At 60.3% G+C, this 20,321-nt stretch carries 16 protein-coding genes; 4 read left to right on the forward strand and 12 right to left on the reverse strand.

Annotation, left to right across the window (positions count from 1 at the left end):
• Positions 1-6: 6 nt before the first annotated feature.
• From EAH74_RS20890 to EAH74_RS20920, 6 genes are all read right to left on the reverse strand, one after another.
• Complete coding sequence (locus EAH74_RS20890) at positions 7-684, reverse strand: DUF2491 family protein (RefSeq protein ID WP_140680781.1); 678 nt, start codon at positions 682-684, stop codon at positions 7-9.
• Positions 671-1,705, reverse strand: coding sequence for an ion channel (locus EAH74_RS20895; RefSeq protein WP_140680783.1), 1,035 nt, complete (start codon positions 1,703-1,705; stop codon positions 671-673). The genes EAH74_RS20890 and EAH74_RS20895 overlap by 14 nt, the downstream gene beginning before the upstream one ends.
• A gap of 71 nt (positions 1,706-1,776) precedes the next feature.
• Positions 1,777-2,340 (reverse strand): rhomboid family intramembrane serine protease, encoded by a 564-nt coding sequence (locus tag EAH74_RS20900; RefSeq protein WP_140680785.1) that lies wholly within the window; start codon positions 2,338-2,340, stop codon positions 1,777-1,779.
• A 153-nt stretch (positions 2,341-2,493) separates the two neighbouring features.
• Positions 2,494-3,192 carry a PspA/IM30 family protein gene (locus tag EAH74_RS20910; protein ID WP_140680787.1) on the reverse strand — a complete coding sequence of 233 codons (699 nt, stop codon included), beginning with the start codon at positions 3,190-3,192 and terminating at the stop codon, positions 2,494-2,496.
• 24 nt (positions 3,193-3,216) lie between these two features.
• The gene (locus EAH74_RS20915; RefSeq protein WP_123365596.1) at positions 3,217-3,798 is read right to left on the reverse strand and encodes a YjfI family protein; all 582 of its coding nucleotides are present in this window, start codon (positions 3,796-3,798) and stop codon (positions 3,217-3,219) included.
• Positions 3,799-4,080: 282 nt separating this feature from the next.
• Entirely contained in the window at positions 4,081-4,635 is a 555-nt protein-coding gene (locus tag EAH74_RS20920) for a cysteine hydrolase family protein (protein WP_140680789.1), read from the reverse strand.
• Between the two features lie 101 nt (positions 4,636-4,736).
• Here EAH74_RS20920 and EAH74_RS20925 point away from each other — a divergent pair, with 101 nt between their 5' ends.
• The 3 genes from EAH74_RS20925 to EAH74_RS20935 all read left to right on the forward strand — a co-directional run bounded on the left by EAH74_RS20925 (position 4,737) and on the right by EAH74_RS20935 (position 7,758).
• The gene (locus EAH74_RS20925; protein WP_140680791.1) at positions 4,737-5,723 is read left to right on the forward strand and encodes a GlxA family transcriptional regulator; all 987 of its coding nucleotides are present in this window, start codon (positions 4,737-4,739) and stop codon (positions 5,721-5,723) included.
• A gap of 177 nt (positions 5,724-5,900) precedes the next feature.
• Complete coding sequence (locus tag EAH74_RS20930) at positions 5,901-7,010, forward strand: DUF3182 family protein (protein ID WP_140680793.1); 1,110 nt, start codon at positions 5,901-5,903, stop codon at positions 7,008-7,010.
• On the forward strand, positions 7,000-7,758 hold the full coding sequence (locus EAH74_RS20935) for an alpha/beta hydrolase family protein (RefSeq protein ID WP_123365600.1): 759 nt from the start codon (positions 7,000-7,002) through the stop codon (positions 7,756-7,758). Before EAH74_RS20930 ends, EAH74_RS20935 begins: the two co-directional genes overlap by 11 nt.
• Positions 7,759-7,899: 141 nt before the next feature.
• On the opposite strand, the gene EAH74_RS20940 is transcribed toward EAH74_RS20935, so the two are convergent.
• From EAH74_RS20940 to EAH74_RS20960, 5 genes are all read right to left on the reverse strand, one after another.
• On the reverse strand, positions 7,900-8,886 hold the full coding sequence (locus tag EAH74_RS20940; RefSeq protein WP_140680795.1) for a lysylphosphatidylglycerol synthase domain-containing protein: 987 nt from the start codon (positions 8,884-8,886) through the stop codon (positions 7,900-7,902).
• Positions 8,883-10,169 (reverse strand): cardiolipin synthase ClsB, encoded by a 1,287-nt coding sequence (gene clsB / locus EAH74_RS20945; RefSeq protein ID WP_140680797.1) that lies wholly within the window; start codon positions 10,167-10,169, stop codon positions 8,883-8,885. The genes EAH74_RS20940 and clsB overlap by 4 nt, the downstream gene beginning before the upstream one ends.
• Complete coding sequence (locus EAH74_RS20950) at positions 10,166-10,963, reverse strand: endonuclease/exonuclease/phosphatase family protein (RefSeq protein WP_140680799.1); 798 nt, start codon at positions 10,961-10,963, stop codon at positions 10,166-10,168. Before EAH74_RS20950 ends, clsB begins: the two co-directional genes overlap by 4 nt.
• On the reverse strand, positions 10,960-11,886 hold the full coding sequence (locus EAH74_RS20955; protein WP_140680801.1) for a DUF72 domain-containing protein: 927 nt from the start codon (positions 11,884-11,886) through the stop codon (positions 10,960-10,962). Before EAH74_RS20955 ends, EAH74_RS20950 begins: the two co-directional genes overlap by 4 nt.
• Positions 11,887-12,100: 214 nt before the next feature.
• Entirely contained in the window at positions 12,101-13,312 is a 1,212-nt protein-coding gene (locus EAH74_RS20960; protein WP_140680803.1) for an MFS transporter, read from the reverse strand.
• Between the two features lie 381 nt (positions 13,313-13,693).
• On the opposite strand from EAH74_RS20960, the gene EAH74_RS20965 reads away from it, so the two are divergent.
• Positions 13,694-15,817, forward strand: a complete 2,124-nt coding sequence (locus EAH74_RS20965; protein ID WP_140680805.1) for a mechanosensitive ion channel family protein — start codon at positions 13,694-13,696, stop codon at positions 15,815-15,817.
• 104 nt (positions 15,818-15,921) lie between these two features.
• On the opposite strand, the gene EAH74_RS20970 is transcribed toward EAH74_RS20965, so the two are convergent.
• Positions 15,922-20,238 carry an Lhr family helicase gene (locus EAH74_RS20970; protein ID WP_140680807.1) on the reverse strand — a complete coding sequence of 1,439 codons (4,317 nt, stop codon included), beginning with the start codon at positions 20,236-20,238 and terminating at the stop codon, positions 15,922-15,924.
• Positions 20,239-20,321: the final 83 nt, after the last annotated feature.

Consider the following 20,321-nt stretch of genomic DNA (forward strand, 5'->3'; position numbering starts at 1 on the left):
CCTTTTTTAAAACGTGTTCAGGTCGGTTGTGTACAGCGAGATGCCCAGCGACGTGCTCAAACTGATGGTGCCTTCGGCGTCTTCTTCGACGGAAAACAGCAGGAATTCCCGGCGATCGGTCAGGCCGGTTTCGCGAGCGTAAAGCATCGAACGGTGTTCGATACTGTAGGACTCGTCCGGATTCTTCAGCTGTTCGCTCAGCGCCACCAACTCTGTCTGGCCATTCTCGGTGCCCCATTCACGGGTGTATTCGACGCTGTTATGGGTGTAGGTCGGCAGCCCGATCAGGCTTTGCGGACCGGCCAACCGGCGCAGCTCCGCTTCACTGCTGATGGTGATGTAACTGAGGTAATTGAACAGGATCACCGACTCGACCTGTCCGGCAATGTCCCCGGTGGTGTGCACCTGCAGCCAGTAGTCTTCGTCGTTCATGTAATAACGCGACAGCCAGGTCGACTGCCCGAGATCAACGGTGCCGTTGCTCCAGATCTGCTGGGAGCCCGGGATGGTCACCGTGGTATTTCCGTCGAGCAACAATTTCAGGGTGGTGTCGAACATCACGCCTTTGCCCAATCCCAGGCCCAATGGGCCAGTGGCCGGTGGCGGGGTTTCGCTGGCGGTCCATTTCGATTCGGTCGTCGCGTTCGGGGCCTCAAGCCCCATCAACTGTTTAAACCATCCCATTGGAGATTTCCTTGAGGCGAGTGGAGGCGATGTAGAAGAGTTCGCCGCCCTCAACGCGGGTGGCGCTGGGCGGGTTGATCGACGGTTGTGTGGCACCTTTGGCGCGATAGCCAATGAGGGTGGCGTTGTGGTGTTCTTTCATCCGCGAGTACAGGTCGCCGAACGTGGCTTCGAACGCTTCGGGCAGCTTCATCAGGTATTGAGTGGCGCCCTGGCCCACGCACAGCAGTTCATTGATGACCACTGACGAGCCCGGATCCTGAGAGGCGCGCACCAACATCTCGATGGCCATGCTTGAAGTGCATTCCAGGCTGGGCGCGTAGGCGCTGGCGAGCGCAGCGATTTCACTGTCATTGAAATGGGCGACCACATGCCCGACAGGCTTCAGTTGATTGACCGCCAGCACAGTGGCCAGGGTCAGGTCGTCTGAATAGGTTCGCACCAGAACGCGTTCGGCACCGGGAACCCCTGCGCGCAGCAGCAAGGCCACAGAGGACAGGCTTTCACCTTTGATGAAGCTCGCTTTGCCCGGCATCGGATTTTCTTCGAGGGTGCAATCGCAAATGACGATCAGGTTGTCGCTCGAGGTTTCGTCCTGAAGCAACAACTCAATGACCCGTTCACTGGACGCGCCTTCCCAGCCGATGAGAACCGTATGGCCGACCTTGCCGGTGAAATCGCCTTTGCCCTTCATGCCTTTTCTCCATGCATCGATGACGCTGCTGGTGGTTTTGCCGATGGCTGCCGTCAGCAGCGCGATGCCCCCGAGCATCACCCAGGTGGCCACGAAAATCCGTCCCGCCGCTGTCTGCGGCGCGAGATCGCCATAGCCGACGGTGAGTGTGGTGGTCAGATAGAAGTAAGTAAACGTGGCGGGGGCGGTGAGGTGTTGTTCGCCCAGAAGCACCAGGCCCAGGTAAGCGGTGATCAGGTGTACGCCCAAGGCAATGACCAGGCCTGCCCAACCGAATCGGTGGAAGAGGGAGGAAGCGTACAGGCGCAATAAAAGGAAAATCGACATTTCGTCCCTGACTCCGTGGGTACTTGTTCCTGGCGACTTCATCGCCTCGGCGTCTGAATGCGCAAGTGCGTTTAACCGGCGGCATTTAACCTGCTGCGCGGTGCCGAGAAAAGTACCTTGGCTGCAATAAATCCGGCGAGCGCACCAAACAGATGGCCTTCGAAGGAAACGCCCTGGCGAGGCAGGAAGCCAAAAATCAGACCGCCGTAGAGCAGGGCCACGACGCCGGCCGTTATCAGGTTGCCCCAGCTCCTGTGGAACCAGGCGCGGGACAGGAGGTACGCCCATAACCCGAATACCCAGCCGCTGGCGCCGATGTGGACGCCTGTAAAACCGAACAGCCAGACCAGTGAGCCGCCCAGCAGAATAATGATCGCACTGACGGCAATGAACCGGTTGAGCCCTTCGACAATGACCAGGGTGCCCAGGGTCAAGAAGGCAACCAGGTTCGCGCTCAGGTGTGCAAAGGACGCGTGCAGGAAAGGCGAGGTGATGATGCCGAGCAGTCCGTGCACGGTTCTCGGGATCAGGCCGAAGGACATGAGGCTGTAGCCGGTCGCTACATTGAACAGTTGCAGCGCGACCATGAAAAGGGCCAGGCCTGCGATTGTCTTGAAACCCTTCAGGGCATCCATCCTTGACCTCGACAGTTGAATGTCCGTCAGTTGGGCGCATTCCATGTGGGAGCGAGCCTGCTCGCGAAGAGGGAGTGTCAGTCGACATCAATGTTGTCTGACATACCGCTTTCGCGAGCAGGCTCGCTCCCACAGGTTATGCGTCCGGCAAAGTTACTCGGCCGATTTTTGCTTCAGGCGTTCCAGAATCGCATTGGCGCTGCCTTCGTTCGGCGTGATGCCGGCTTCGCGCAGTTTGCGTTCCAGGTCAGTGCCCGTCGACGCATCGGCCAATTGGTCCTGAGCTTCCAGTTCAGCCGCGCGTTGCTGCTGCTTGGCCTGCAGGCGGTTCAGCGTACCGACGGCGGTTTCCAGCTTGCCATTGGCGCCGCCACTGGCGATGGACGCGCTGACCTGGGCTTTCTGTACGCTTTCGCGCGCCTTGGCCATGTCCACTTGCTGACGCAGGCTTTTGATGCGGTTTTCAGCCTTGGTGATGTCTTTGCGCATATTGTCCGCATAACCGCCAAACTCGGTGGCCTGCTTTTGCTCGACGTCCAGCTCATTGGTCAGGGTCGAAATGGCTTCGGCCACTTCCATGGCCAGGTCTTCGCGGTTGGCCTGGATTGCGGCCAGGGCCTTGGATTCCAGGTCCTTGATCTTGGCGTTGTACTCGCTGACGCGGTCAGCCGAGAGTTTGTGCTTGGCCATGATGGTGACCAGCTCACGCTTGGCGTTGGCCAGGGCGCTGTCAGCATCGCGAATTTCCTGGTCGAGGATGCGCAGGGCCTGTTGGTCGACGATCGATTCGCCGACTTCATTGGCACCGCCACGCAGCGCGGTGAACAATTTGCTCCAGATGGACTGAGTCATTGGATATTTCCTGTTCCCGAGTAATTAATTGAAGAAACGTTCGAAGGCTTCGCTGGCGCGCTGGACGTTGTCGACGAGGGTTTTGACCTCGGTCACGATGTTCGTCAGGCTGGAGTCGGAGCTCAAAGCGCCGAACATGTTGTAGACAATCTGCCCGTTCGGCATGGACTCGATACCGATCGAGGACAGCGGGAACATCTCCCGGCTGCGCAGCACGGCGTCGTTGAAAGCCGGAATGTCGTTGATGGACTCAACGTCGACCAGAACGGTATCGACGATGATTTGTTCGCCCACCACCGCGATGTAAATCGGCAAGCCACCGAAATCGTTCATTTCCAGCTTGATACTGGATTCAGAGCCTTGAACGAGAGAAAGCGTAATGTCGTTCGAAACCACTTCATCCAGGGCCTGGAGGGCGCTGTAGAGGCGATCGATGTTCCAGTTAGTACCTGCGCTCATGTAATTCTCCGACATGAATGAGCCAGCCAGAATCGGTTGGCGAAGCTGTTTCTCCATCTGCTTGAGCAGGCTTCGGTTTTCGGGAAGCACCCAAGTCTCGTGTTTCACATAACCGGCGGCACCCAGGCCCGCGCGCATCTGCTTCATGTAAAAGCTCGATGGCTTCTTCGCGGACGGTTTCGAGCGCTCTCCCTTGCGGCTTGCCGAATCGTTATCGGGCCCCGTGGGAGGACTCGATGGAGAGCTGCTTTTCATGGGGCTGACCTCGTTGTGAAAAACTCACGCGTGAGAAACACTACAGGCAATTTTTGTCACGCTCAATAGCTCACGCGTGAGATTTTTTGTCATACATTTTTCGCCCCACGAAAAAGGCCCGCAGCGCTCAAGCGCGGCGGGCCCTTTTTGGAATTTGATCAATGCGTTAAGTGGTTAATGGGTGGCCGCCAGGAATTCGTCAGAGGAAATCACGCTCGCATAGGCGAAGCCCAGGGCCGACATAAAGGCGGCGTGAACGTGGGCGGCGGGCACCGTGACGCCGTTGAATTCCAGGTCGCGAGAGGCGCAAGCGTCGTGGATCACGGTGACGGTGTAGCCGAAATCAGCCGCGGCGCGGGTTATGCCGTCGACGCACATGTGACTCATGCTGCCGACGACCACCAGTTCCTTGATGCCTTGTTCGTCGAGGATCGATTTCAGTTGTGTTTCACGGAACGAGTTGACGAAATGCTTGAGCACCACAGGCTCATCGGCGCGATTCAGGACTTTGGAGTGCAGCTTCGCGCCTTCCGAACCCGGGGTGAAGAACGGGGCGTCGTCGGAGGTGAATTCGTGGCGGATGTGTACCACCGAATCACCGGCATCGCGGAAGGCTTTGATCAACCGTGCGGCGTTGTCCGCCGCGGCATCGGCGCCGACCAGCGGCCACTTGCCTTGGGGGAAGTAGTCGTTTTGGATATCAACTACGATGAGTGCTTGCTTGGCCATGACTGTGTCCTCGAAGTGCTTGTTGGAGTGGAATGAAGTATTGGGTCTCGCAGGCCGTCCGAGGATTGGCCGCACCGACAATAGAAGGGGGAAAACTGACAATGGACGCAGAAAGGCCAATCGTCGAACTGGGCGTGCTGATCTATCCCGGTGCGCAGATGGCGGCGGTGCATGGATTGACAGACTTGTTCGGGGTGGCGAACCGGATTGCCGCCGAGCATCAGGCGACGCAGTTGCCGTTGCTGCGGGTCAGCCATTGGCAGGTTGCTGGCGAACAGACACCCGAGCGGGTCTACGACAGTCATCCCGCTCCAGACAGCGCGCTGGTGGCGGTGTTGATCCCGCCGTCGATTGCCGGTTTTTCCGAAGGCCAGGCACCGCAGGGGCTGATTCGCTGGCTGCGTCAGCAACACGCTAATGGCGCGACACTCGGAGGGGTTTGTGTGGGGTCGATTCTGTTGGCCGAAAGCGGGCTGCTCGACGGTCGCAGCGCCACCACCCACTGGACCTCGGCCAAAACCTTCGCCGAGCGTTACCCGGCGATCAAGCTCAAGGCCGACACACCCATCATTGACGACGGCGACCTGATCACCACTGCCGGGCTGATGGCCTGGTCCGAATTGGGCTTGCGCCTGGTCAACCGCCTGCTGGGGCCGAGCATCGCCACCAGTACCGCACGGTTTCTGGTGGTGGAACACAGCGACAGCGCAAGTGAATGCGGCAGCAATTTTTCACCCATTCTCAGCCATGGCGACGCCTCGATTCTCAAGGTCCAGCATTGGCTGCAAAGCACCGGAGCGACCGATGTGTCGGTGGCGACGATGGCCGAGCGGGCAGGGCTGGAAGAGCGCACTTTTTTGCGTCGATTTCGTGCGGCAACCGGGCTCAAACCCACCGAGTACTGCCAGCACCTGCGGGTCGGCAAGGCCCGGGAAATGCTCGAGTTCACCAACGGCACCATTGATCACATTGCCTGGACGGTGGGTTATCAGGATCCGAGTGCCTTTCGGGCGACGTTCAAGAAGATTACCGGGTTGGCGCCCAGTGATTACCGGACACGGTTCGGGGTGGGAGCGAGTCAGGGATGAGCGTCAGTCGTGCAAAATGCCATAGTTGATACCCTTGTCGTGCAGAATCAAGCAGGCACGGTGCCATCATGTTTTTCGTAACTGGCTGATTTGAAAAACGTTTGTCTTTGGCCCCCCTTGGCCTGATCTCTGCACCTCTTCTACTACATTCATCAAGCGCAGATTGAAGGGGGACGCATGACCCCAGCAAGCCGCAAAAAACTGGTGGTCGCCCACTCCGTGCGCCCCGAGGCTCCGTTGCACGAAGTGGAAACCAATCGTGCGCTGGCCCGTTGGCTGGCACAGGTCCTGGGGCTTAAATACGGCGGCAGTTACGACCCGGAACTGCACAACGGTCGAGACCTGTATCTGTTGCCAACCCAGACGCTTGTTGGCGTCGCTGCTGCCCGGCGATTGGGCGTCAAAGGGCCGGAGGATTTGTGGGGCGGTTACGTCGACCATGATTTCATCTGCACCAAAGCCATCAGCCACGGGTTACGCAACAAAAATGCTCATGCACCGGAAGGCTGGTCGCCGTTGTTTTCCGAACGTGTGCGCAGCGTGGTGCTCGATGGTCTCAGTGTTTTTTCCATGGACGATGCGCGGCCCGCGGCAGAACACCTGCTCTACAGCGGCCCGATTCGCATCAAACCGATTCATGCCTGCGCCGGCCGTGGTCAGGAAGTGATCAAAAGCCTCGACCAGTTCGACGCCATCCTCGCCAGGCCCGATGCCAAAACGCTGTTCACTGAAGGTGTGGTGCTGGAGCAAGACCTGGACAAGGTGATCACCCACAGCGTCGGTCAGAGCTTTATCGGCGACCAGGTGCTGAGTTATTGCGGTGATCAATACTTGACCGAAGACGGTCAGGGCGAGCAGGTTTATGGAGGGTCCAACCTGCTGGTGGTGCAGGGGTACTACGACGATCTGCTCGAACTGGATCTGCCGGACGATGTACGGCTGGCGATCCACCAGGCGCAAGTGTTCGACAGTGCCGCGGACGAGGCTTATCCCGGTTTTTACGCCTCCCGCCGCAACTACGACATCGCCCAAGGTGTGGACAGTAACGGCAAACAGCGCAGCGGCGTGCTCGAGCAGTCCTGGCGGATGGGCGGTGCCAGCAGCGCCGAAGTCGCCGCCTTGCAGAGCTTCGTCAACGACCCCGGGATGCGTGCGATTCGCGTGTCGTCGGTCGAGACCTACATCGACCAGCCGCTGCCGGCGGACGCCATCGAGGTGTATCGCGGGCCGGCGCAAAACAGTGACTTTCTTCTCAAGTACGTAACGGTTAAATCCTATGACGGCTAGAAGCGAAACCATTCAGATCGACATCGACGATGAACAGATGATCGGGACCTTTCTCAGTCCCAAATCGAAAGTCCCCGGCGTGCTCTTTGTGCATGGTTGGGGCGGCAGTCAGGAGCGAGACCTGGAGCGGGCGAAAGGCATCGCCGGTCTGGGTTGTGTTTGCCTGACGTTCGACTTGCGCGGACACACCGGCGGGGCCGGTATTGCGCTGAATCGAGTCACACGGGAAGACAATCTGCGCGACCTGCTGGCGGCGTATGACCGCTTGCTCGCGCACCCGGCGCTCGATACATCGGCGATTGCCGTGGTCGGCACCAGTTATGGCGGTTACCTGGCGTCGATCCTGACGTCATTGCGTCCGGTGCGCTGGCTGGCGCTGCGGGTGCCGGCGCTGTATCGCGATGATCAATGGCACACACCCAAACGTGACCTGGACAAGCTCGATTTACGTGATTACCGCCGCACGTTAGTCCGCGCCGACAGCAATCGTGCGCTGCATGCGTGTTCGCAATTTACCGGGGATGTGCTGCTGGTGGAGTCCGAGACCGACGACTATGTGCCCCACGCCACCATCATGAGTTACCGCGCGGCCTGTCAGCAGACTCACTCGCTGACCCACCGGATTATCGACGGCGCCGATCACGCCTTGAGCGAGCCTGTTTCGCAACAGGCATACACCTCGATCCTGGTGGGCTGGATCACCGAGATGGTGGTGGGTGAGCGGTTGAGCATTATCCAATCCAGTTAAGATCTGCGGTGTTCTTGCGATCAATCGCGAGCAAGCTCGCTCCCACACTGGATTTGAGGTGAGCACAGTATTGGTGAGCACCAGATATCAAATGTGGGAGCGAGCTTGCTCGCGATAGCGGCATCTGCTTCAGCGCATTGCTCAAGAAGGTTTCTTCTCGATCCGCAACGACTTGGCCTTGGCTTCCACGATCAGGTACATCACCAGGGTAATCAGTAGCGGCAAGATGAAATAGATCGCCCGATAGGCCAGCAATCCCGCCACCAGGCTGCCTCGGGACGCTTCATGTTGCAGCAGCGCCACGAACACCGCTTCAAGCACGCCGAGCCCTGCCGGGATGTGCGTAATGACCCCGGCAATCGCGCTGATCAACAACACCCCAAGCACCAGCGGGTAATCCAGCTTGCTCGGCAGCAAGGTGAAAATCACCGCCGCCATCAGCGACCAGTTCAGCGCCCCGAGGGCCAGTTGCAGCACCGCCATGCGCAGGGAGGGCAGGTCGATTTCTATCCCGCGTATTGCCCACTCCCGTCGCTTGGAAAACTGACACGCTGCCAGATACCCCGCGCTCAGCAGCAACAGCAACACGCCTACACCTTGCAAGGCGTCGCTGCTCAGCTTCCAGCCTGGCGGCATTCGCACCAGCCCGCTGCTGAACACCGCACCGGCAACCACCATGTAGCCGAACCAGTTGGTCGCCAGGCTCAACCCGAGAATTTTCGCGATGTTGCCCTTGCTCACCCCGAGTCGTGAATACAGGCGATAACGCATGGCAATGCCACCGACCCAAGCGCTCAGATTGAGGTTGAAGGCATAGCTGATAATCCCCACCGGCAGGATCTGCTTCCACGTCAGGTCCTGGCGAATGTAGGTACGGCCGATCAGGTCGAAGCAGGCATAGACCAGAAAACTCACCAAAGTCAGAGCGGACGCGATGATCAGCGTGCGCACTTTGAAATCTGCGAGGTTGTCGAACACTTCATCCCATTCGATGCGCTGGGCAAGCATCGTGAACAGTACGATCAGCGCCAGGAAAAACAGCATTGTCAGCGGCCGTTTCCAGCGGCTCCAACGGGATTTGGTCGGGTTGTCGGCGTGGGTCGCCGGTTGTGTATCAGAGTGGCTCATCGGGTGTCACTCCCGGCGGAATGGGAAAAGGGTTTCAGGCGCGGCTTGTGCGCCGGCAGCCAACCGGCCCAGGCCGGGAAGTGCCGCAGAAAGTGAAACACCAGAAAGCCGACGGTCATGTGCCAGACCCGCCCGCGCGGGGACTTTTCTGTGGACATGACCTTGCAATGGTTGTTACTCAGGTCTTCGAGGCGCTCGAACAGGTCGCGGTTGAAGGCGCGATCGCGGATCAACACATTGGCTTCCAGGTTCAAGGACAGGCTCAACGGGTCGAGGTTGCTCGAACCGACCGTGCTCCAATCCTCATCCACCAGCGCGACTTTGCCGTGCAGCGGACGGTCGCAATATTCGTAAATCTGCACGCCGGATTTGAGCAGGTAGTCATAGGTCATGCGCGCGGCGAGTTTGGCCGCCAGCATGTCTGGCTGACCTTGCAGGATCAGTCGCACATCGACGCCACGGCGCGCCGCGTTGCGGATCTCGCGCAGCAGGCGATAGCCCGGAAAGAAGTAGGCATTGGCGATCACCACCCGGCGCTGGGCACTGCGCAGCACCTGTCGGTAAACCTCTTCGATGTCGGTCGGATGTTCGCCGTTGTCGCGGTACACCAGGCGAACCTGGCCGTCATGATCGGTGAACGCCAGCTCCGAGCGCCGTTGCGTGCGGCGTTGCCACCAGTATTTGGCGCGAGCCGGGCGACCGCTTTGCAGCAAGGCGAAGTGATGGATGTCAGCCACCGCCGGGCCTTGCACTTCAACGGAATAATCCTGCTTGGCCTCAGGGCCGAAGTCAGCCAGATGGTCGGCCGAAAAGTTGATGCCGCCGATGAACGCAATCGTGCCATCGACCACCACGATCTTGCGGTGCAGGCGGCGGAACCAGTTGGTGCGGATGCCCAGATGTTTGGGCGCCGGGTCGAAAATCTGGATGCGCACGCCGGCCTCACTCAGGGCGGTGAGGTACCCCGTACTCAGTTCACCGCAGCCAAAGCCATCGAGACTGGCGGTGATCCGCACGCCGCGTTGAGCGGCGGCAATCAGGACTTCCTGCAGCTCATCACCGACCTTGTCCTCAAACACAATGAAGGTTTCCAGCAGGATTTCAGTCGTCGCCTGACGCATGGCCTCGAACACCCGAGGGAAATACGCTTCGCCGTTTTCCAGCAGCTCTAAGCGGTTGTTGCCTTGCCAGCCATATTCGACGTCGACCACGCCCGGCTCACGGATCGGCGGGGTTGTGGATAAGTGCTCCACATCGGCTTTATCCATCGGCGGGCTGCTCATAGCTCGATCTCCACCGATAGCGGTGCATGGTCGGAAAGGTGCGACCAGGGTCGCGCGGCCAGCACTTGCGGCTGACTGGCCTTGAGGTTGCGCACATAGATGCGGTCAAGGCGCAACGCCGGCAAGCGCGCTGGAAAACTGCGCGCCGGTTTGCCGTGGAGTTCGGCGAAAACTTCCCGTAAACCACAGGGTTTGAGCAGTGCGTCGGCACGCTGGCGCCAGTCGTTGAAGTCACCGGCAACGATCACCGGGGCATCGCTGGGCAGTTCTTCAAGGCGCTGGGCCAACAACTTGAGTTGTTCGGTGCGGTGGGTTTCGCGAAGGCCCAGATGCACACAAATGGCATGCACTTCCTGGCCGTCACCGGGCAGACGTAGCACGCAGTGCAGGATGCCGCGGTTCTCGTGACCGCTGATGGAGACGTCGAGGTTGTCGTGGCGAATGATCTGGAATTTCGACAGCAGTGCATTGCCATGATCGCCCGCCGGATATACCGCATTGCGGCCATAGGCAAACTGCGGCCACAGGGTGTCGGCGAGGAACTCATATTGCGGCATCGCCGGCCAATTGCTGTAGCGCTGGGGGTGATGCTCGTGGGTGCCGTGGACTTCCTGCAAAAACACCACGTCGGCGGACACGCTGCGCACCGCTTCGCGCAATTCGGGCAGGATGAAACGCCGGTTGAGCGCGGTGAACCCCTTGTGCGTATTGACCGTCAGCACGGTAAAGCGGCGCACGGCGGTGATGATGGGTTGCTGTTCGTCGGTGGTGCCGACCGGTTCGGAAATGCTCATGACAGCACTCCTTCGGCGGCCCGTTCACCGGGTCGGGTAGCGAGGTCTTTATCCAGATGAAAGCGCTCCAGCAAGCGGCGGGCATCGAAGGGCGCGCGGACTTTGATGTCGTTGTCGAAATAGCAGAACACCTCACGGGACTTGCGCGCCTTGGGCTTTTGCCGGGGGGCGATCAGCTGCGGGTCGGGCGGTTGCTGGCCGTGGTACCAGGCTTCGATCCGGTCACCCCAACGCTTCAGCGCCTCGGGGGTGTAACCGCTGGCATAGAGCTCTTCGGCACCGTGCAGGCGCAGGTAAACGAAGTCGCTGGTGAGGTCTTCGCGGTACGGCCATTTACCGGCGGTGTCGGCGATAACCAGCGCAGCATTGTGGCGTTTGAGCAGGCGGATGAAGGCGGGGTCGACGAAGCTCTCGTTTCTGATTTCTACGGCATGGCGCAAAGGCTTTTTCCCGTAGGCCTTCAGGCTGGCGTGACCGTTCACGTGGGAATCATGCTGGCGGGCGAGGGCGGCAGCCTCTTCGGTGTTGTGGGGTAACTGCTCCAGAAAGGTCTCGAACAACTCGGCATCGAATTTGAAGTTGGGCGGGAATTGCCAGAGGATCGGGCCGAGTTTTTCTTTGAGTTCAAGCACCCCGGAGGCGAAGAAATTTGCCAAAGGTTTACGGATGTCTCGCAGTCGCCTGATGTGGGTGATGAAACGCGGGGCTTTGACGCTGAAAACGAAGCCCCTTGGGGTTTCGGCGTACCACTGGGCATAACGTTCGGGCCGTTGCAGGGCGTAAAACGATCCATTGATTTCGATGCTGTTGACCGCCCGAGAGGCGAATTGCAATTCGCGCTTGTGGGTCAGCCCCTTTGGGTAGAAATCCCCCCGCCAGGGCGTGTAGCGCCAGCCTGAAATACCGATGTGGATCGCCGCCATGTCGCCTCCCGTCTAATGGTCTTCGGACTGCCCCTGTCTTTTGATGACTGCGGGGCGGACGAGAAAGTTTCGACGGGACTACGGACGGTTAATGCTCAATAGACCACACAAATCAAATGTGGGAGCGAGCCTGCTCGCGATGACGGAGTGTCAGTCAGCATCTCAATCGACTGAAAGTCCGCTATCGCGAGCAAGCTCGCTCCCACAGGGTTCATCAGTGGCCTGTGACTACTCGGGTTAAACCTTCAGCGGGTTCGGCATACACCGGGCCCAACCGATCAAGACGACCGCTCCACATGGTCAATGCCAACGCGACCAACACCACCAGACCGCCAATCCATGCGGTGTGGATCAGGCCCAGGTGCGCAACGATCAAGCCACCGCCCCACGCGCCACCGGCGATGCCGAGGTTGAACGCGGCGATGTTCAGGCCCGACGCCACGTCCACCGCATGCGGCGTGTGATGTTCGGCTTGACGCACCACGTAAACCTGCAGGCCCGGCACGTTGCCGAACGCAACCGCACCCCAGACCAGCACGGTGGCCAGGGCCAGCCATGGGTTGCCAGCGGTAAAGGTCAGTACGAACAACACGGCAGCGAGCAGGGCGAAGATGATTTTCAGGGCGCTGATCGGGCCGCGTTTGTCTGCCAGTTTGCCGCCCCAGAGGTTACCGACGGCCACCGAGATGCCGTAGACCAGCAACACCAGGCTGACGGTGCTGGCGCTGAAGCCGGAAATATCCTGAAGAATCGGTGCCAGGAAGGTGAACGCGATGAACGAGCCGCCGTAACCGACCGCGGTCATGGCGTACACCAGCAGCAGACGGGGTTGCTTGAGCACCTGCAATTGCTGCAACAGTGAAGCTGGTTTGCTGTGGGCAATGTTTTTCGGCACGTAAAGCAGACTGCCGATGAACGCGATCACACCCAGTGCAGACACCGCGAGGAAGGTTTCACGCCAGCCGAAATGCTGACCAATAAAGGTCCCCAGCGGCACGCCGGTGACCAGTGCCACGGTCAGGCCGGTGAACATGATGGCGATCGCGCTGGCGGCTTTTTCCTTCGGCACAAGGCTGGTGGCGATGGTCGAGCCAATCGAAAAGAACACCCCGTGGGCCAGGCCGGTGACGATCCGCGCAATGATCAGCGACTCGTAACTCGGCGCTTTCCAGGCCAGCAGGTTGCCGAGGGTGAACAGCACCATCAGCGACAACATCAGCATTTTGCGCGGGACTTTGCCGGTGAGGGCGGTCAGCACCGGGGCGCCAATGGCAACGCCCAATGCGTAAAGGCTGACCAGCAGGCCGGCGGACGGCAGGCTGACGCCAAGGTCGGCGCCGATGGTGGGTAACAGGCCAACGATGACGAACTCGGTCGTCCCGATGGCGAAGGCGCTGAGGGTCAGCGCGAGCAAGGCAATGGGCATGGCTGCAACTCCGGTGGATTGATTGATGGAGCGCAGTGTCCGGGTTTGGGTTGTGTGGAAAAATAGAGGGATGGGCATTTGATATTTGCGTATAGATCAAATATCGAAAGGGTTAAAGGTTTTTCAGCTGCAACGCAGACCAGGTAGCAGCTGGCGAAGCCTGCGTCCGGCTGCGCAGCAGTCGTGAACCCTGAGTGCACGGTGAATCTGACACACCGCAGTGTCTGACTTTACGACTGCTGCGCAGCCGGACGCAGGCTTCGCCAGCTGCTACACGGATTGCGTTATGGCCGCGTTAGCTGGTTATCTCCAGGCTAAAACCGAACTTGCCTACAATTCCCCGATCAGTTCCTTACAGACCCTTATGCAGGAGCGCCGCGTTTGTTCAAGTTCAAGACCGCGATACTACTGGGGGCATTGCTGATTCTGGGTAGCAACGAGCTGGAGGCTGCCGCACTGCCGGGTGTGCCGGCCACCGCCACGACACCACTGGCCCACCCCGAACCGCTGGTACAGGGTGGTTTGCTGGGGGCCATCAGTTCGAGCATTGATCAAGTCCAGGGAAAACTCGATCTCAACGAGGACCTGTTGGACGCATGGCGTCTGCGTGCAGACCGGGCGGCCGTTGAGGTGGATCAACTGGTCAATCATCCGTCGTCCCGCTCGAGCTGGAGCGTGGCGGGGGATTTCCTGCTGTTGTCCGGTGTGTGGATCGGCGTTTTCGCGCTGCTCTGGTTGCTTGGCGGACTGCTCGCCAAACGTCTGTGCCAGAACCGCCTGCTGCTCACTCGCGAGCGCGGTCAGGCATTACTGGGTTATGTGTTGCCCTACACCGTTCCGGCGCTGATCAGTCTGCCGCTGACGCTGTATGTCAGCCACTTCCTGCAAGTGTCCGCCGGCCGGGCGCTGGCATTGTGTTTCGCCTATGCCACCAGCAGCGGCATTTTCGCCGCGTCGTTGCTGTTGTCGCTGGTGGTGCTCTTCAATGCCGGCCACAAGCGTCGGGCGGTGCAGATTATTCGTCAATACAGCCCACGACCGCTCTTTTTGATGGGCTTCCTCGTGGCGCTGAGCGACGCCTTGACCAGCCCGCAGATCGCCCGCCTGCTCGGTGGCAATCTCACCAGCAGCGTCGCGGTGTTCACCGGGGTGGCGGCCTCGGTCACCTTTGGCTTTTTGGTGATCAAGATGCGCCGTCCGGTCGCCCATCTGATCCGCATTTTGCCGTCATCCCAGCGCCTCAGTCAGCCGGCCTTGCGTGAAATGCTGCGGATCTTTTCCGGGCTCTGGTACTGGCCGATTTTGTTGATGGTGCTGGTGTCGGTGATCAACCTGATCGGCATTGGCGATGACAACCAGAAAGTACTGCGCTGTGCGCTGTTTACCACGGTGTTGCTGATTGCGACGGTGTTTCTCAGCACGTCGCTTCATCACCTGTTCAAGTCGCGCAGTGAGTTGGCCGTGCGCCGCAGCAGTGCCTACAAAGAACGCTTTCTCAGCCTGTCCCATGCGTTGCTGCGCATCGCCCTGGCGATTGTGTTCATCGATGTCCTGGGGCGCATCTGGGGCGTGTCGCTGTTTGAATTTGCGGTGAGCAATTCGGTCGGCCGGGCGATCAGTGATTCCCTGAGCCGTATCGGTTTGATTTTCCTGGTGACCTGGATGGGCTGGGTGGTGTTGGACACGGCGATTCAGGAAGCCCTGAAACCACCCGTTAACAAACGCTCGGCGCGCCAACCCAGTACCCGAACCAAAACCATCCTGCCGCTGCTGCGCAACGCAATAAAAATCATCCTGGTGGTGATCTGCGCCATCACCACCATGGCGAACCTGGGGATCAACGTTGCACCGTTTTTGGCCGGTGCCGGAGTCGTGGGGCTGGCCATCGGTTTCGGTTCCCAACAATTGGTGCAGGACGTGATCACCGGGTTGTTCATCATCATCGAAGACACGTTGTCGATTGGCGATTGGGTGGTGCTCGACTCTGGCCACGCCGGCACCGTTGAAGGCCTGACTATTCGCACCTTGCGCCTGCGCGACGGCAAGGGGTTTGTGCACTCGGTGCCGTTCGGTCAGATCAAGGCCGTGACCAATCAATCGCGGCAATTCGCCTATGCGTTCTTTTCGGTGCAATTCACCTACGACACCGATGTCGACAAGGCTATCGAGTTGATCCGCGAGGCAGGGGATTCCATCCGCGACGATGCGTTCCTCAAGTACAACCTGCAAGGGCCGCTGGATGTGTTTGGTGTCGACAAGATGGACCTCAACGGCGTGGTGCTGACGGCACAGTTCCGCACCGTGTCAGGTGGGCAATACGCGGTGAGTCGGGCGTTCAATCAGCGTTTGAAAAAGCTTGTGGATAACAGTCCGTGGGTGCATTTCGCGCAGACTTATCCACAGCAGGTCTTGATGCCCAGGCAGGCTGTTGAACCGCCGCAAAGCGATGGGCTTGTATCGGAGCATTCATCGGTGTTCTTGCCGGATCAGCCGCGCACTCAATAATTTTGGTGCGCTTATTGGCCTCTTCGCGAGCAGGCTCGCTACCACATTTGATCGCATTCCCTGTGGGAGCGAGCCTGCTCGCGAAGAGGCCGGTGCCGACAACATCAGTGTCGGGTGAGTTTGTTGTGCAGTTCGGCAGTTGATTGCTGATCCAGCTCCAGCCAGAAAGTCTGTTTGCCGGCAATCTCTGCAGCGGCGGGCAGTCCATCGCGATACACCAATCGATTACTCGCTAACGCCGGCACCTTCGCGCCCGGTAAAAGCGTCCCGGCGAGGTTCAGCGGATCCACCCCGCACACGGCAATCAAACTCCCGTCATGCGGCCGTCGTCGCACCTCACGAAGTAACGGTATGGCCTCGGGCAACGCAAACTGTTCACCGGCCAAGCCACTGACAAACCGCCCGCCGCGAATCTCGCCTCGAGCTTCCAGGCGATGGAACGTGCGCAACAATTCTCGCCAGCTCGGCAACCACTCCGCTTCACGTTCCAGCAAGCGCCAGAACACCACGCCGTAGCGCCGGAGCAAGGTCATGGCGATATGTTCAAGGGTGTCAGTCGGCGTGGGCGCCGGTCGTTTGTTATCCACAACCGGTGCAGGCGCCCCGCGTCGCAGCAAGGCCCAGCGCCCGGCATCGTCCATGCCGCCGACAAACGCTCCGCGCCCGCGTCGGCTGCTGCGATTCTGTCGCTTGCTGGCCGGGGTGATCAGCGCTCGCAGACCGGCGAAGCTGTCGGCGTTCACCAGCCCGGCGCCTACCAATTCCTGCAAGGCGATTTCCAGTTCCGAGCGCAGCAGATGAGCCTCGTGAGTCAGCTCATCGAAAAACAACGCGCCGTGTTGGCTGAGGGCTTCGTAGACTTTTTGCGTTTTGGGTGACAGTTCGCTGACCGGCGTCTGCTCGGTCAACCCGCTCCACAACCCGACCTGACTGCGTGGCAACAGCAGAATCGGTGTGCTGCGCAGCGCCGTGCTGGCGCTCTTGTTGCGCGCGGTCAGGCGAGTCCAGACCAGTTTTCCGCTGCGACACAGGTCATCCAGCCAACTCGCGGAATAGTCTTTTATTCGCGCCGGCAAAATATCGCTGTCCCAGGCTGAAGCGGCGGCGGGGTACCCTTCGAACTGACCGACTATGGCGGGCAATATTGCGCTGCCCTGACCTTGGGTCGCGGTGGACAGATGCTGCCAGTCGAACAGGAAACGCATGAAATCCTGCAACGCCACGGGCTCGATTTCGCGCCGCAGACGCTTGACGGTGTAGCGGTGAATTCGCGCCAGCAGATGCCGCTCGCACCATTCTTCCTCCGCTGAGCCGGGCGTGAATTGACCGCGCAGCACATAGCCTTCGCGTTCCAGTTGCGCCAACGCCTGGGTGACTTGAGTCGCCGGTAGTCCGAGCGGTTCGGCAATCGCGTTCAGCGGCAGCGGACCGAACGCGCTGAGCCGCGCACGAATCACCTCCAGCACCGCTTCATCCGTTTCCCAGACGTCATCGAACCCGGGTAACGCCGCCAACGGTGGCTGCAAAATCGCCTGTGGATAAATCGCTTGCAGGCAAGTCAGTCGCTCCAGTGCCAGCCATAACGCTTGCCCGGCATTGATTGACAGGCGGCTGGCGCGACCGCTGTCAGCCAGGGCGTTTAGCCAATCGAGCCAGTCTGGATTAGCCAGGGCCTCGGCGTCGGAGATGCAGGCGAGGCTCATCAACGCCTCATGCATTTCATCGACGGCAGTCGGCGTTGGCCAGGCTTCCTCACGCACGGCTTGAATCGCGTCCGCATCCAGCGCACCGAGGTCGTCGGTGGACTGGGGATCGCTCCAGCGGCGGTTGAGCACTGCTTGAGTGCGGCGCTCTTCCAGCGGCGCATCATCGAGAAAAGTGTAGGGGCGGGCACTGAGAATTTCCGCTGCCAGCGGCGAGGGGGCGGGTAAGTCGCGGCTGATCAAGCGGATGTCGCCACGTTCCATGCGCCGCAACAACGCCAGCCAGCCTTCGCTGTCCATGGCTTCGTGCAGGCAGTCGTCGAGGGTTTGCTCCACCAGTGGATGGTCGGGAATTTCCCGTTCGCCGCCGAGGTTTTCCACGCAGGCCATCTGGTCGGGAAATACGCTGGCGATCAGGTCTTCGCTTTTCATTCGCTGGATCTGCGGCGGGACTTTGCGTCCGCCACTGTAGCGTGGCAGCGCCAACGCGACCCCGGCATTCCAGCGCCAGCGCACACCGAACAGCGGCGCATCGAGCACGGCTTGAATCAGGGTGTGCTCGGCGCTGTTGCTGTGCAGGTAGCGCCAGACATCATCGAGTTCAAAACTGTGGCTGGTCGACAGCGACAGGACGATGGCGTCTTCGCTGGCGGCGGCCTGCAATTCGAAGTTGAAGGTGCGGCAGAAGCGCTTACGCAGGGCCAGGCCCCAGGCGCGGTTGATGCGGCTGCCGAACGGCGTGTGGATGATTAATTGCGTGCCGCCGGACTCGTCGAAAAAACGCTCCATCAGCAGCGTGTCTTGTGACGGCAGGGCGCCCAATGTCAGGCGCGCACGGGCCAGGTAATCGACCAATTGTTCGGCACTGGCCAGGTTCAGACCGAGGGTGTCGGTCAGCCAGTCGATCGCGGGCTGCAAGTGACCGGGGGTGGCGCCGAGCAGCTCATCGAGTTGCGCTTGCAGGCGGGCCACGGCGAATGACAGTTCCGCACTGCGGCCCGGCGCTTCGCCGAGCCAGAATGGAATGGTCGGCGGTTGGCCCTGAGCGTCTTCGACCCGGACCTTGCCGGTTTCGACCCGCAGAATTCGGTAGGAGGTGTTGCCCAATTGGAAGACATCCCCGGCGATGCTTTCCACTGCAAAGTCTTCGTTGACGCTGCCGATGTTCAGCCCTTGGGGTTCGAGCAAAACGCTGTAGTCGGCGTTGTCCGGGATCGTCCCGCCGCTGGTCACGGCCGTCAGCTTGGCGCCCCGACGACCGCGCAAGGTGCGGGTCACGGCGTCGCGGTGCAGGTAAGCGCTGCGGATGCCCAGGCGACCGTTGTAGCCTTCGGCGAGCATCTGCAGCAGCGCTTGATAGTGTTTTTCGTCGAGTTCGCTGTAAGGCGAGGCGTTGCGGAACATCTCCAGCAATGCCTGCTCCTGCCATTCCTGGCAGCTCACCTCGGCGATGATTTGTTGCGCGAGTACGTCTAGCGGTGCCTTGGGGATCAGTAACGTGTCGAGTTCGCCGCGCCGCACGCAGTCGAGCAGGGCGGCGCATTCGATCAGGTCGTCGCGGGTGGTGGCGAACAAACGGCCCTTGGGCGTGCCGCCGACCTGGTGCCCGGAACGGCCGACCCGTTGCAGAAACCCGGCGATCGAGCGTGGCGAGGCAATCTGGCAGACCAGGTCGACATCGCCGATATCAATCCCCAGTTCCAGGGACGCCGTGGCAATCAATACTTGCAGCTCACCGCGCTTGAGCCGCTGTTCGGCGTCGAGACGAAACTCCTTCGCCAGACTGCCGTGATGGGCGGCCACCGCGTCTTTGCCGAGGCGTTCGCTCAAGTGACGGCTCAGGCGTTCGGCGAGGCGTCGGGTGTTGACGAAAATCAGCGTGGTGCGGTGTTCGCGGGCGAGGGCGGCGAGGCGGTCGTAGACCAGTTCCCAGATGTCGTTGGCCATCACCGCCGACAACGGCACGGGCGGCACTTCGATGTCCAGATCCCGCGGGCGGGCGTGGCCGATGTCGATGATTTCGCACGCGCGATCACGGCCAACCAGAAATTGCGAGACGGCTTCAATGGGTTTTTGCGTGGCAGACAGGCCGATCCGCATCAGCGGTTGCACGCACAACGCTTGCAGTCGCTCGAGGCTCAGGGCCAGGTGACTGCCGCGCTTGCTGGCGGCGATCGCGTGAATTTCGTCGACGATCACCGTGCGGGCGGTACTGAGCATTTGCCGACCGGAGTCGGAGCCGAGCAGCACGTAAAGGGATTCCGGGGTGGTCACCAGAATGTGCGGGGCGGTCTTGCGCATCGCCGAGCGGTCTTTTTGCGGCGTATCACCGGTGCGCACGGCGGTGTTGATCTGCAGTTCGGGCAGGCCCATCACGCGTAACTGCTCGGTGATGCCGACCAGCGGGTTTTGCAGGTTGATCTGGATGTCGTTGGACAAGGCCTTGAGCGGCGAAACGTAGACCACCAGGGTTTCATCCGGCAGATGGCCGCCGTTGGCCATTGCGCGGTGGACCAGGTCGTCGATGACCGCGAGGAATGCGGTGAGGGTCTTGCCGGAGCCAGTGGGTGCGGCGACCAGGGTCGAACGGTGCTGGCGGATCAACGGCCACGCCCGGGCCTGGGCGGCGGTGACCGTCGGGAAGGTGCTGCTGAACCAGGCGCTGACGGCGGGGTGGAAGCCTGCCAGGGCACTGTCTGCGGGGATGGGCAGGTTCATGCTGTAATTTATGCGGGCGGGGCGGGGAAGATGCAAGTACCGCTCAAGACCTCTGGTGGTCTTTAGGCCCCCTTCGCGAGCAA

It is taken from the genome of Pseudomonas mandelii, assembly GCF_006438925.1.
Classification (GTDB): domain Bacteria; phylum Pseudomonadota; class Gammaproteobacteria; order Pseudomonadales; family Pseudomonadaceae; genus Aquipseudomonas; species Aquipseudomonas mandelii_C.

What these genes read in the sequence shown, in the direction of transcription:
- EAH74_RS20890 (WP_140680781.1), bottom strand. Translation starts at nt 684, where the DNA reads ATGGGATGGTTTAAACAGTTGATGGGGCTTGAGGCCCCGAACGCGACG.
- EAH74_RS20895 (WP_140680783.1), bottom strand. Translation starts at nt 1,705, where the DNA reads ATGTCGATTTTCCTTTTATTGCGCCTGTACGCTTCCTCCCTCTTCCAC.
- EAH74_RS20900 (WP_140680785.1), bottom strand. Translation starts at nt 2,340, where the DNA reads ATGGATGCCCTGAAGGGTTTCAAGACAATCGCAGGCCTGGCCCTTTTC.
- EAH74_RS20910 (WP_140680787.1), bottom strand. Translation starts at nt 3,192, where the DNA reads ATGACTCAGTCCATCTGGAGCAAATTGTTCACCGCGCTGCGTGGCGGT.
- EAH74_RS20915 (WP_123365596.1), bottom strand. Translation starts at nt 3,798, where the DNA reads ATGAAGCAGATGCGCGCGGGCCTGGGTGCCGCCGGTTATGTGAAACAC.
- EAH74_RS20920 (WP_140680789.1), bottom strand. Translation starts at nt 4,635, where the DNA reads ATGGCCAAGCAAGCACTCATCGTAGTTGATATCCAAAACGACTACTTC.
- EAH74_RS20925 (WP_140680791.1), top strand. Translation starts at nt 4,737, where the DNA reads ATGGACGCAGAAAGGCCAATCGTCGAACTGGGCGTGCTGATCTATCCC.
- EAH74_RS20930 (WP_140680793.1), top strand. Translation starts at nt 5,901, where the DNA reads ATGACCCCAGCAAGCCGCAAAAAACTGGTGGTCGCCCACTCCGTGCGC.
- EAH74_RS20935 (WP_123365600.1), top strand. Translation starts at nt 7,000, where the DNA reads ATGACGGCTAGAAGCGAAACCATTCAGATCGACATCGACGATGAACAG.
- EAH74_RS20940 (WP_140680795.1), bottom strand. Translation starts at nt 8,886, where the DNA reads ATGAGCCACTCTGATACACAACCGGCGACCCACGCCGACAACCCGACC.
- clsB (WP_140680797.1), bottom strand. Translation starts at nt 10,169, where the DNA reads ATGAGCAGCCCGCCGATGGATAAAGCCGATGTGGAGCACTTATCCACA.
- EAH74_RS20950 (WP_140680799.1), bottom strand. Translation starts at nt 10,963, where the DNA reads ATGAGCATTTCCGAACCGGTCGGCACCACCGACGAACAGCAACCCATC.
- EAH74_RS20955 (WP_140680801.1), bottom strand. Translation starts at nt 11,886, where the DNA reads ATGGCGGCGATCCACATCGGTATTTCAGGCTGGCGCTACACGCCCTGG.
- EAH74_RS20960 (WP_140680803.1), bottom strand. Translation starts at nt 13,312, where the DNA reads ATGCCCATTGCCTTGCTCGCGCTGACCCTCAGCGCCTTCGCCATCGGG.
- EAH74_RS20970 (WP_140680807.1), bottom strand. Translation starts at nt 20,238, where the DNA reads ATGAACCTGCCCATCCCCGCAGACAGTGCCCTGGCAGGCTTCCACCCC.